Here is a 12772-nt window from a genome sequence, read left to right on the forward strand (position 1 = left end):
AGGAATATGAAATGATGAAAAAAATCCCTTACAAACTAATCGCTGCATCGGCATTTTTAACCTTGACAACAACTTCTGTAGTCTCACCAGTAGCAGCTTATGCAAGTGGAATTGAACAAACTAACAATGGAGAGACGTCTCTTTCAGCAAATGAAGCGAAAATGAAAGAAGCCTTGCAAAAGGCTGGGTTATTTGCAAAATCTATGAATGCCTATTCTTATATGTTAATCAAAAATCCAGATGTGAACTTTGAAGGAATTAATATTAATGGATATGTAGATTTACCTGGCAGAATTGTACAAGATCAAAAGAATGCAAGAGCACATGCTGTTATATGGGATACGCAAGTAAAAAAACAACTTTTAGATACATTGACAGGTATTATTGAATACGATACAACATTTGACAATTATTATGAAACAATTGTAGATGCGATTAATACAGGAGATGGAGAGACTTTAAAAGAAGGGATTACAGATTTACGAGGTGAGATTCAACAAAACCAAAAGTCTGCACAAAAATTAATAGACGATTTAACTAACTTAAGAAACGAGATTGGAAAAGATGTTAGAGCATTCGGAAGCAATAAAGAGCTGTTGAGTTCGATTTTAAAAAACCAAGGTGCTGATGTGGAGGCCGATGAAAAGCGTCTACAACAAATTTTAGACTCAGTAAACTATTATAAAAAATTAGAGTCTGATGGATTTAATGTAATGAAGGGCGCTATTTTGGGCCTACCGATCATTGGCGGTATCATAGTGGGTATAGCAAGAGATAATTTATCTAAGTTAGAGCCTACATTAGCAGAATTACGTCAGACTGTAGACTATAAAATAACATTAAATCGTGTAGTTGGAGTTGCCTATATTAATATTAGTGAGATGCATAAGGCACTTGATGATGCTATTAATGCTCTTACTTATATGTCCACGCAATGGCATGATTTAGATTCTCAATATTCGGGAGTACTGGGACATATTAATAATGCATCTCAAAAAGCTGATCAAAATAAATTTAAATTCTTAAAACCTAACTTGAATGCTGCTAAAGACAGTTGGAAAACATTAAGAACAGATGCTGTCACATTAAAAGAAGGGATAAAAGAATTAAAAGTGGAATCTGTTACTCCTCAAAAATAAGGAAATATTGGTTCCGTTGCAAAGTTACTCAAAACATAGAGAATCTATGATTACATTGTTAAATGGTTATAAAATAATTAATAAATCCCTATATAACGAAAAGGCGAAGTCTGATTCAAGACTTCGCCTTTCACTATAAATTTTCTTTAATACTTGATGATTTAAAGGCTGCTAAACAAAGTTGAAATGATATTCATAACGATGCAGAACTAGCTTCAAAAGATATCGCTTTTAAAGGAGAAATGAACTTACAATCAAAATCTATATAGGAGGAATATGAAATGATGAAAAAAATCCCTTACAAAATACTCGCTGTATCAACGTTTTTAACTATGACAACCACTTATGCAGTCACACCAGTAGCAACTTTTGCAAGTGAAATTGAACAAACTAACACTGGAGATATGTCTCTTTCAGCAAATGAAGAGAAGATGAAAAAAGCTTTGCAAGATGCTGGGGTATTTGCAAAATCTATGAATGACTATTCTTGTTTGTTAATTAATAATCCAGATGTGAATTTTGAAGGGATTATTATTAATGGGTATGCAGATTTACCTATTAAAATTGTACAAGATCAAAAGAATGCAAGAGAACATGCTGTTAAATGGGATAGGCAAATAAAAGGACAGCTTTTAGATACATTGACAGGCATTATTGAATACGATACAAAATTTGATAATCATTATGGAACATTAGTAGAGGCAATTCATACAGGGAACGGAGATACTCTTAAAAAAGGGATTACAGATTTACGAGGTGAAATTCAACAAAACGAAGAGTATGCACAAAAATTAATACAAGAATTAACTAAGTTAAAAGACGATATTGGACAAGATGTTAGAGCATTTGGAAGCGATAAAGATCTCTTGCAGTCGATTTTAAAAAACCAAGGAGCTGCGGTTGAGGACGATCAAAAGCGTCTAAATGAAGTTTTAGGACAAGTAAACTATCAGAAAGACATAGAATCTAAAGGGTTGACAATGGTAAAGATTCCGTTTTTTCCCGTAATGATTTCGGGTGGTATAATGATAGGTGATGCAAGAAGTAAGTTAGGCTGGTTAGAGCCAGAATTAGCAAAATTACGTCAGACTGTAGATTATAAACTAACATTAAATCGTGTAGTTGGAGTTGCGTTTAATAATATTGATCAGATGCATAGTGCGATTGATAATGCTCTGAAATCTCTTACTTTTATGTACGACCAATGGAGTGATTTAGATCGTCAATATGGATCAGTTCTACAATTTATTGATAAGGCATCTGAAAAAGCTGATCAAAATAAATTTAAATTCTTACTACCCAACTTGAATGCAGCTAAAGACAGTTGGAAAACAGTAAGAACAGATGCGTTCACATTAAAAGAAGGGATAAAAGAATTAAAAATGCAACCCGTCACTCCACAAAAATAAGGAGATATCGGCTCTTTTTTAAAGCTTTTGAATAAACATGGCAAACTTAAGTTAGACGTTAAAGTTCTGCCATGATAAAAAAGAGAGCGGTTTGCTCTCTTGAGGGCTCTGGTGCAGAAAATTAAAAATGATTGAAAAAAGTCTTCAAAAATTATAAAGAATAGGTCATAAAGACTATTTAGGTGCAAGTATAATAAATGTAAAAATAATGTATGGACAAATTCCATTTAATCTTTAGAAAAATCTACTTGTTGGTGAGAAATTTATCTTTTGGTTCATGCATTTTCTTTATGTGGAACATCATCAGCATTTGGAGAACCCCTTCGGTTTATCCTACCGAAAAATATACTATTCCTTTTAAATTGGTATGTATAGTGACCTCAATTAAAGGAATAGTATATTTTTTCCGTCTAGGGGGTAATTCTTTTTCTTAGCTTGATGGTGATGTGGCTGTATCCCATATAACTTATGTTATTGAACTCTTTTATTATGTATCAATAAATACTAAGCATACTATTTAAACAACCTTTTAATAAAAAATTTCTTTTCTAAAAACAAACTACTTGTAGTACAAGCCAACATAAATCTAAGTTATTGCCGTTCTTGTTCCGTTACTACACAGATCCTCTTTGCTACTATTAAGGTACCACCAATTGCCCAGTAAATATGTATCAATCAAAATAAAGCAGGCCAAACAAAAGCTGTGTAACCTATACCCTTTAACCATTTTGAACGTTGCTTTTGATATTTATTTAGTAAAATAAATCGAGGTTCATCTTCCACTACTTGATGATTTTCGTTCCACGGAATCGCTCATGTCTAATGAGTTTAAGTAGGGCCTTAGGCCACCGGCGTTAGCCCCAAGACGATTAAAAGGAGCGCAACGGACAATAAAATCCAGCTAGGATGAGGGCGGCGCATTACCCAAAAAGAGATGATAGCACCATATAGAAAAGAGCTGCCTGCAAGTAGGCCAGTCACGAGCCTTGCATCCTGCTTGAACCAGATTGCGGCGGCAATCAAGGTGAGCCCGCTGATTAACCAGTTGAGCGTGGTAAAATGCAAAAGCAATCGTACGAGTTTTTGTATCGGTGCAGATATCTGCCCATTCGCCACAAAAACTGCCTCAATCGGCTTGATTATCAGCCGTTTCATCAGTATGCCGTGAACTATCGCGGTACCACCGCCGATGACCCCGGCTGCCGTCAATGTAATACTATGCCAGTCCATATCCATACACCTCCAGAGAATTTTACTAATGGGGAGATATCACTACATGCGCATCAAGCTATGAAAATATAAGTACTCCAAAACAAAAAAATGTATATTTTTTTGTTTTGATGGGCGTTATAAACTTCTTAAGTTGATGGATATATGGCGGTACACCTATATTTCTATTCGCCTTTTTCTAACATTAGAACCACGAATCTTGGTGAAGACATTGGTTTTCGCCCTGTCCTGGGGTCCATCCTCGCTTTTTCTAATTCTTCCGCAACTATTTTTCTTACCTCACCTGCTGCAAACATAACTTGTTAAACTATAGGGCAGGATTATTTAATAAGAATATCTTTAAAGACCTAACAAAGGGGTATTAATTTCCTATATAATTATAACAAACAAAAAATAGATTATTTTAGGATGGCTGATATCTTGAAAACGAAAGCTAAATATCAAACTTGGATACGAATTTACAAACTACTTATTTTTTTTGTTATTTCACTCATTTTTCTCTTGGTAACATTATTACCTGTTAATTTATATCTGCGAGTCCTGTCAGGGGTTTTAGCGTTGCCTTTTATGTATATAGCATTCATACTTTCTTATTCAGTTTACCAATTCGCAGCATTTGGAGGGAATTATCAGTCAAAAATACATGATTTAATTGTTGCCAAGGTGAATTGGGATGGAAAAGGAAAAATACTAGATATAGGAACAGGCAGTGGTTCACTGATTATTAAACTGGCAAAGACTTTTCCTAAGTCCTTTTTAACTGGAATTGATTATTGGGGAGGGAATTGGGAATATTCGAAAGCTCAATGTCAACAGAATGCTGAAATAGAAGGGGTCTCTGATAGGGTTGATTTTCTGAAAGCAAGTGCTGCAGAACTCCCTTTTAATGATGATGAATTTGATATAATTGTAAGTTGTCTAACCTTTCATGAAGTAAAAGATAGAGAAAATAAAACTGAAGTAATTAAAGAAGCATTAAGAGTGTTAAAACCTGGTGGTGAATTTGTCTTCTTAGATTTGTTTATGGATGAAAAAATATTTGGGGATGAAAAAGAGCTCTTAAATGTCTTAAAGAAACATGGTGTATCTGAATTGAATAGCTACAAGCTTGCTAAAGAAATGAAATTGCCAAAGTTCTTATTGAACAAAAAAGTATTAGGAAATGCAGTGATTTTGAGTGGAAGGAAATAAGCGTGCACTAATTTGCTTACGAAAATAGCGCTGACTTCTCTATTATAAGGGCAACTACTTTATTGAGCGATCATATACCTATTCAAGAATAGGGCGCTATTGTGGAGCAACATAGATAGGAAATGATCAAACTTTTTTACAAAAGAGTAAACCAACTGAAAATATTAAGAGCGTGTTTTAATTAATCTTTTTTCAAAACACGCTCTTTTCTATGATTATTTATCAAGATTATTAGTATCAATTTGATCAAACTTTATTTTAAAGCAACACCAGCATTTCGTTTGGAATTATTTTCCTCTTAAACTCGTCTCATATTCTTTTACTTCATCCAGCGTTCTAAATACTACTACATTAAAAATCTCTTTTTCATTACCACAAATAACAACAAACCCATCAGTTGTTTGTAATACTCTTCCTACATTTCCATTCGGAAGAGGAATGCTAGTCGGATGTTTAATATTCATCTTATTTTTCTTAGCAATATATTCATCAATTGGCATCCCAATGGGGAATTCATTTTGCAATTCTTTGGTGGTATACAGGGAAGCTGAACTTTCATTCTTTGCTGAGGCTTTTTGATAATTTGGTGTACAAGCTGATAAAGACATGAATAATGCACCGGAAACAAAAAGCAAAGAAAGCTTTTCAAACATAAAATAATTCACTCCATTCAGTATTCAATTAGTCACCAAATTAGAATAGCAAAAGGGTTCTATTAAATTTGTTGCAATGTGTCTGTCGAAAAAAGAAAAGAATGCACTTATTTAGTGATTTTCCTTGAAATACTAAAAGGTTACTACGAAAATTTGTAAATATAAGGATAAAATATGCATTAGAGGAGAAAAAAGTTTGTACAAGTTATATATGAAGGGCATAAACAAAAGAAAAGACCTCTTCCGAGTATCTTTTTGTGATAATTAGTTTATGAATTGTGAAAGTGGACCTTGTAGGATTCGAACCTACGACCGGACGGTTATGAGCCGTCTGCTCTAACCAGCTGAGCTAAAGGTCCATGGTAAGCGATTAGTTTTCCAGGCTAATCGCAATAATGAAGTATACCGATATAATTATATAATATTTTGAATGAAAAGAAAAGACACTCAATGAGTGCCTTCCTTCAGTTCTTTAGTTCACCAATTGTTTTTCTATAGGGTTTCAACATGATTAATGAAAAATATAGAGCAGATCTATAACAAAATAATAGCATTATGTTACCTGGTGTTTTCATGCAATTTTACATATGAGAGAATTCGTCCAACGAGGGTCTATAAAATCAGTATTTTAATGAACAGAAACTAAAGATGATTCAATTATATAACGATTAGGCGCGTCACCAATATAATCAAAAGGATAACAGGTTGTTAATGTTAGGAAGCGGTACCATTGTTAGTGGAGAAGCTGCCCATGCAGAAGGGAGCTTTACCACTGCCAGTGGAATTGCTTCCCATGCGGAAGGAATAAATACCGCCAGTGGAGAAGTTGCCCATGCAGAAGGTGCTGGTTCAATAGCTATAGGAACGGCTTCTCATACGGAAGGTACTAGTACGGAAGCTAGGGGACAATCTTCTCACGCCGAGGGGGAGGCTACGAGAGCCATTGGAGATTTTTCACACGCTGAGGGAGGAGGTTCACAAGCGAGTGGTGAATCACCTCATGCGGAAGGTAACTTAACCATCTCTAGTGGAGACTTTTCCCATGCAAAAGGGAGAAGAACAGATACAGCCATGCATATGATGAAAAAAGGACAACTTGTTTTACCGGACAAGTCCGTCCAAAACCAGAGAGAATTTATTCATAAATTGTTTGGCTCAGCTTCATAAGAGGGAAATGTAGAGGAATTTGCTACTCTATGTTTCTCACTAACATTTTTGTGCCAGAACCAAACTGTTTATAAAGTTAGAGGAAGATGGAATTACAGAATATAAAAAAAATTATGTAAACAAAATAAATTATGGTAGAATATGGTTGTGTTATCCGGATCAATGTTTAGCACACTGAGAAAATAATCAACAAATCTGGCTTTAAAGGGGGAATTAATTTGGAAAGAAGAAGTCATAGAATTATTCATCATTTTCGAAGTTTATTAGTTATAAGCCTATGTTTCTTTCTAGTATTTTTGGGTGGTAATAACTCGAAGGCTGAAACAGTTTCTTCTATAGCATTAAATGCTAAAGATGTAGAAGCTTTCACAAATAAAGTAATTCCAGAGAAAATGAAAGCAGAAAATGCACCTGGTGTAGCTATTGTCGTTGTCAAAGATGATCAAATTCTATTTCAAAAAGGATACGGTTTTTCCAACAAAGAACAGAATATTCCCATCGATCCTAAAAAAACCGTTTTTCGATTAGCGTCAGTATCAAAGGTTTTTACTGCTAGTGCTGTAATGCAGTTAGTTGAACAAGGAAAAATTGATTTAAATAAAGATATAGTAAATTATATGGGGGGATTAAAGTACCAAAATAATGTGGGTGAACCAGTTACAATGAAACATTTACTCACCCATACAACAGGTTTTAATGACGTGGATCCTAGATTGGGGGATATTCATGATCAAATAAATGACTATACAAAACTTAAAGATTATGTAGAAGAAAATATGCCCACAGTAGTGAGAAAGCCAGGAGATACGTATACATATGATAATTTTGCTTCTATGCTGCAAGGATATATTGTTCAAAATTTGACAGACACACCTTTTTATAAATATATGGCGAAAAATATTTTTTACCCTTTAGAGATGCAAAATAGTAGTTTTGTTATGACTAATTTTATTAAAGATAAGCTTGCAACAGGATACGATAAAAAAGGCGATGTCATCCCATTTTATCAAACAAGACCGACGGACATGCCACAAGGGAGTATGTTTTCTACAGGAAGTGACGTAGCCAATTTTATGATTGCTCAATTGAATGGTGGTAAATTCAAAAATAAACAAATACTAAAAACAGAAACTGTGCAAGATATGCAACAAACAAAATTTGCGTTGCATCCAAAGTATCCCAATATGACATATGGATTTGAATTCTTTTCACCGCAAAGCCATAATGGTCAATATGTTTTTGGGAAAGGTGGAAATATACCAGGGTTTTCTTCTTTAATGTGGTTAATTCCTGAACATAAATTAGGTGTTTTTGTTGTCACGAATAAAGATAGTTCATTACTTCCTTATAAATTATTTGATGAATTTATGAATCACTATTTTCCAGATAAAACGAAGCCAGAGTATTTAAAACCTAGCGAGGAAGAGTTAAAGAAATTTGAAGGTGTGTACCGTGATTTACGGGTGAAAAACCTTATTACGCATGTGAAAATAAGCGAAGGAAAGTTATTTGTAGCTGATAAAAGGTATGGTAAACAGGAATTAAAACAAATAGATCCTTTACTATTCGAAGATGAAAAGGGTAATTACATGGCGTTTAAACTTCACAAAGATGGTACTGTAAAAGAAATGATACATTGGAACTCTGGTAGTTCAGCGGTGAAATTAAGTGAACCTAAGAGATTTCAAGATGTAGAGGTGAATCATCCATATGCTAAATTCATAGATCCTTTACATCAATATGATATATTAAAAGCAAATAAGGAGGGGAATTTTGTTCCTGAAGCCCCTCTTACACGTGGAGAGTTTTCATATTGGTTGTCTCAAATTGCGTACTTTGCACCACCTTCAAAAAAAGACCCTGTATTTTCTGATGTAAAGGGTCATCAGTATGCATCTCATATTCAAAATTTATATGAACTGGGTATATTATACGAAAAAGAGGGAGAACAATTTTATCCAGATCGTGCTATCACTAGACAAGAAGCAGCATGGATTGCTTGGCATTATTTAGAAATGCTAGAGGCTCCAGCTGCAGAAGCTACTTTAAAAGGAGAAACTGATGATTGGGCGATAGAGTCTGTGAAAAACATTGTAGGTCATCACTTAGTCGGACCAGAGGTTATATATAATGAAGATGGATCAGCAGATTATTTATCAAAACAAATAATGAAACGGCAAGAGGCAGCGGCCTTGTTATTATATGTTATGTTAGGTAGTTAATTTGCCACAAAAATAGAATAAATATCTGAACAGAAAAAGAGGGATAGCATAAAGATGCTATCCTTCTTTATTGAAGTATATTTTTTACTTCTTGGCACAGATACGCCTTAAATCCCTTAATGAGTATTATTATGCATGGTCAAATTTAAATTAAATATTCAGAATAAACAATTATATTTTTCTGTAATTTTTAAATATTTACAATTTATAGAAAAATATAATGTCTTCTAAAGTGTACGTTCAGATTAAAAAAACTAGTAGTTGGGGTTTTAGCAACTGGTATTCTATTGACTGGAGCTGGAGGTGCACTTGCTGCAGAAGAGTTTCCGTATCAAGTAAAAACAAAAGGGTTTAATGGACAACCAGTATCTATTGGTTTTGATAACAAAACGGATTTAGAAGATTACCTAAAGAAACATCCTGTTCCACATTGCCATAAAGCTAAGTTTTTATGATACCCCCAAAACGAAAAAAACGAATTGGGGCTACAAAAGTGAAATATATTATGTGTTAAAACAATTAAAATAAATATTTCTTATTATTCGAATAAAAATAATACGTTGATAAATTTTTACATTTATTACAAAAAATGATAAAAGGCGTAAGATTAGTTTGCAAGCCATTTTATAAAGGAGTGATTCATTTGAAACGAGTTATGGGAGTACTTTCTACAGGTTTATTAGCAGGCGCGATGCTATTTGGTGTTTCAAGCCCGCAGGCGTATGCAGATTCTCCAGCAAAGCCTTACCAAGTAATAACGGATGGATTTGATGGGGAGCAAACAACGATTGGATTTGAAAACAAGACAGATTTTGAAAATTACTTAGAAAGCCATCCAGTTCCTAAAAGCAACAAAGTGCAACCTTTAGCATCAATTTATTCTACTTTTTATTATGATAATGATTTGAAGGGCTCACGTTTTACTGTAAATGCAAGTAGAAACCCAGTTGTTGTTGTAAACTTTGGTGGTTCTAATAATGATAATGTTTCTTCTATACTTACACATCCTTATGGAGATTATACGACTATTTATGAACATGTTAATGCAGAAGGGCGAGCACTTGCAATTGTAAACAATGGAAAGTATATTAATTTGACTGATGTTAGTATGGGAGATGGAGCTAGAACTTGGAATGATGAAGTTTCATCAGCGATTGTAAAATCTAATTAAGCTTAGTAGAAAAACTGATTTTCATCGAGATTTTCTACAATCTGAGCATTTCACTGATAGTGAAATGCTTTTTTGTCATGTTTAATTTCACTTAAATATGCTTTAACTTAGTTTAGGGTACCGCCCATCGCTATCAAGTTAACAAAATTCCATTAAAGTAAAAAAATACGCTATTCTTTCTATAGAATTATAGGAAATGATAACGTATTTTTTGCTTTATAGATGGTGAAAAACCTTAGCTTTATAGCGATGTGGTGCTACCCTGCATCTATCAACTTAAGAAAATAGATAAAACCATTAAGAAAAATCTTTCCATGTAAAATCAACACTCAAAATACCAATGGGCTGTTCGTTACTCATATAGTTTTTTGCGGAAACTACTTCCGGTTTGCGAAAACAAACAAGATTGTTGTAATACCCAAATGCTCGGCAAATTATTGGACGTACCGGATGAATACCGCAACGATCGTTTATTTCGTCATAGAAAATACATGTTCCAAAATATCGTTGCTGACTTTTTAAATCTAGGCGTTTTTTTGTAGGCATCGATTTTATTTTCTTCTTTATTTTTTTAAATTCTTCTTCTGTAATTGGAACGGGACCGCAACACATTCCTTTGCAGCCATTACAAGGTAACCCTTCCATATAATCATCTCCTAAAATAAGTAATTGTTATAATTAATCCAAAAATAAGGTTTTTCTAGTTCAGCAACCAAAAAGAGAGGATTTCATTTTATAATCAGAGAGTTTGGCTTGAATTCTCCTTTCTTATCGTTTTAGAACAACACAAAAAGGTCTTTAGACGCACTTGAAGAAGAATGCTCTTCAAGTGGTTCAAAGACCTTGACCTGCTATTCAAATAAAATACCCGATGTCATTTTTTCTAAAAAAGAAAAGTATCTCTATTATTATTTTAACAGATTTATCACAATATTACAACGATAGACGAATTAAAAGAGATTTCTTAAACATCATTTTTAATTTTTTTAATCTCTGTTAAATATTCAAAGTTTCTTTTCTACACTAGCAAAGGGATAGAAAAGATTTTGAAGCTACGTAAAGCTAGAAGAAAATGTATATATTTCCACTTTATTGATAATTCTTACTATCAATTAAATTTAGAAAGAGCGAATTTAGCTGTAAAATTCATTTTCTTCATAAATGAAGAATTCACTCCTGCTTGAAATTGTACAGAAATATTACCGTCTTTTTGCGCTTTGAATACGCGTCCATAAGGTGAATTAGCATTGTATGTACCAATTACTTGATTATCTGCGTCAAAGACTGTGTAAGAAATCGGGAATCCTGAATTATTTACAAATACTGTAAGCTCTTCTCCTTTTTTAAGATTAAAAGATTCTTTTTGAGACACTTCATATGAACTCAGAGAATAATATTTAGTAACCTCTTGAATTTCTAAATCCATAGTTGCTGCACTAGCTTTCGGAACTTCTAACCCTGGTAAATTCATACCCGAAAGTACTGCTACTCCTAATGCTCCTGCTAAAATGGCTTTTTTCATAATTCTAACTCCTCCTTTAATATTCTTTCATAAAATAGTTACAATAAGTAAATGTAAAATCTACTTACTGTAACTATTGTAGTTACAATGATAATTATTTTCAATAGAAAGTGGTATGCAATTTTGCATACAGAGGTATCACTACATGTCCATAAAGCTAACAGAACAGATTATCCCAAAAACGATAATGTCGGTGTGAAGTCCTACATGGGCTTTTCCGAATCGTGAAATTTGTAAAACATGTGCTTAAATTGATGTTAAATAATACCACACTGAAAATATTCATAAATAAAGGACGTATACGACGATGAAACAACCAGTGAATTTTAAATGGGAGCATTATGAGCCGGATATTCTTATAGAGCTACTAGACAAGCGAATAAAAACTCCATCCTATGAAGTTCTAAAGTTGTTGAGAGATAGGGCTTCATAGGATGAAGTTACTTTGCGAGACGATTAAGTGTGTAAAAAATTTTGTTAAACGAATCCTAAAGGGAGTAAGAGGCATTCGTTTAAAAGAATTTACCTCGCAAAAAATATTAACATAGGCCTGCCGGTGAAGATGTGATAAAAATTACAGAGTTAATAAAAACCTCATTTTGTACAAAACAAAACCCTAGTTTCCTAGGGTAATGGATATAACAACCCGATTTAATCTAGCTTCTATATTATAAGGTGTAATCACAATGGTTATTAATGGTAAATGTGACCGAAAAGAGCAGCTAGCAAAAGCTAACTGCTCAAGGCTCTCCAGGGGGACGGAGAAATTATTATGGTATCTATAATATTGACGGAATATTGAAACGTTTGCTTCGTGTGGTATGCCGATAGGTAAATATCCAGGTATGAGAGAACCAGTAGTTACGGGGTTACAGTTTATGGTGGTTGTTAGAGCCATACTAGAGACGTGTAAAAATATTGAAGAAGCCGTCTATGCGGTGAAAAACATGCCTGTGGGAACGAATATGAATTTACTTTTAGCGGATGCAAATGGTGAGGCAGCTTTAGTTGGAACATATGACGGGAAAACGTTTTAATAGCCCAAAAGCTACGTGGTTCCCTTCTATA

General features: G+C 33.7%; 12 protein-coding genes, 1 tRNA gene and 1 pseudogene. 8 read left to right on the plus strand and 6 right to left on the minus strand.

Annotation, left to right across the window (positions count from 1 at the left end; genetic code table 11):
- Positions 1–11 precede the first annotated feature (11 nt).
- Positions 12–1139: a hemolysin BL binding component B gene (gene hblA / locus ORL93_RS03060; protein WP_018780621.1), complete on the plus strand. Its 1128-nt coding sequence runs from the start codon at positions 12–14 to the stop codon at positions 1137–1139.
- A 281-nt stretch (positions 1140–1420) separates the two neighbouring features.
- On the plus strand, positions 1421–2548 hold the full coding sequence (locus tag ORL93_RS03065; RefSeq protein ID WP_265958591.1) for a ClyA family alpha-helical pore-forming toxin: 1128 nt from the start codon (positions 1421–1423) through the stop codon (positions 2546–2548).
- 840 nt (positions 2549–3388) lie between these two features.
- Here the strand turns inward: ORL93_RS03065 and ORL93_RS03070 are convergent.
- On the minus strand, positions 3389–3778 hold the full coding sequence (locus ORL93_RS03070) for a hypothetical protein (RefSeq protein ID WP_018766068.1): 390 nt from the start codon (positions 3776–3778) through the stop codon (positions 3389–3391).
- A gap of 417 nt (positions 3779–4195) precedes the next feature.
- On the opposite strand from ORL93_RS03070, the gene ORL93_RS03075 reads away from it, so the two are divergent.
- Entirely contained in the window at positions 4196–4969 is a 774-nt protein-coding gene (locus tag ORL93_RS03075) for a class I SAM-dependent methyltransferase (RefSeq protein WP_033799817.1), read from the plus strand.
- A gap of 287 nt (positions 4970–5256) precedes the next feature.
- Here ORL93_RS03075 and ORL93_RS03080 read toward each other — a convergent pair whose 3' ends face one another.
- The 3 genes and pseudogenes from ORL93_RS03080 to ORL93_RS03090 form a co-directional block, all read right to left on the minus strand.
- Positions 5257–5622 carry a hypothetical protein gene (locus tag ORL93_RS03080; protein ID WP_098160270.1) on the minus strand — a complete coding sequence of 122 codons (366 nt, stop codon included), beginning with the start codon at positions 5620–5622 and terminating at the stop codon, positions 5257–5259.
- 285 nt (positions 5623–5907) lie between these two features.
- Positions 5908–5981 (minus strand) — tRNA-Ile (locus ORL93_RS03085).
- Positions 5982–6250: 269 nt separating this feature from the next.
- Positions 6251–6340 (minus strand): annotated as a pseudogene (locus ORL93_RS03090) (class D sortase); the annotation flags it as partial.
- Between ORL93_RS03090 and ORL93_RS03095 the strand changes: the two are divergent.
- The 4 genes from ORL93_RS03095 (at position 6328) to ORL93_RS03110 (ending at position 10182) form a co-directional block, all read left to right on the plus strand.
- Positions 6328–6789 carry a hypothetical protein gene (locus tag ORL93_RS03095; protein ID WP_257130807.1) on the plus strand — a complete coding sequence of 154 codons (462 nt, stop codon included), beginning with the start codon at positions 6328–6330 and terminating at the stop codon, positions 6787–6789. The pseudogene ORL93_RS03090 and the gene ORL93_RS03095 overlap by 13 nt on opposite strands.
- 218 nt (positions 6790–7007) lie before the next feature.
- Positions 7008–9011 (plus strand): serine hydrolase domain-containing protein, encoded by a 2004-nt coding sequence (locus ORL93_RS03100; protein ID WP_265958594.1) that lies wholly within the window; start codon positions 7008–7010, stop codon positions 9009–9011.
- Between the two features lie 287 nt (positions 9012–9298).
- Entirely contained in the window at positions 9299–9466 is a 168-nt protein-coding gene (locus ORL93_RS03105) for a hypothetical protein (RefSeq protein ID WP_003210128.1), read from the plus strand.
- A gap of 188 nt (positions 9467–9654) precedes the next feature.
- A complete protein-coding gene (locus ORL93_RS03110) occupies positions 9655–10182 on the plus strand; it encodes a hypothetical protein (RefSeq protein ID WP_033799391.1) in 528 nt (175 codons plus the stop codon).
- A 297-nt stretch (positions 10183–10479) separates the two neighbouring features.
- Here the strand turns inward: ORL93_RS03110 and ORL93_RS03115 are convergent, their stop codons facing one another.
- Both ORL93_RS03115 and ORL93_RS03120 read right to left on the minus strand, forming a co-directional pair.
- Positions 10480–10827, minus strand: coding sequence for a YkgJ family cysteine cluster protein (locus ORL93_RS03115; protein WP_006097101.1), 348 nt, complete (start codon positions 10825–10827; stop codon positions 10480–10482).
- Between the two features lie 463 nt (positions 10828–11290).
- The gene (locus ORL93_RS03120) at positions 11291–11704 is read right to left on the minus strand and encodes a hypothetical protein (protein ID WP_018780615.1); all 414 of its coding nucleotides are present in this window, start codon (positions 11702–11704) and stop codon (positions 11291–11293) included.
- 821 nt (positions 11705–12525) lie between these two features.
- Here ORL93_RS03120 and ORL93_RS03125 point away from each other — a divergent pair.
- Positions 12526–12741 carry a C45 family peptidase gene (locus ORL93_RS03125; protein ID WP_257130799.1) on the plus strand — a complete coding sequence of 72 codons (216 nt, stop codon included), beginning with the start codon at positions 12526–12528 and terminating at the stop codon, positions 12739–12741.
- The last annotated feature ends 31 nt before the right edge of the window (positions 12742–12772 follow it).

Origin of the sequence: Bacillus sp. DHT2, assembly GCF_026241455.1 — a bacterium.
Lineage (GTDB): Bacteria > Bacillota > Bacilli > Bacillales > Bacillaceae_G > Bacillus_A > Bacillus_A pseudomycoides.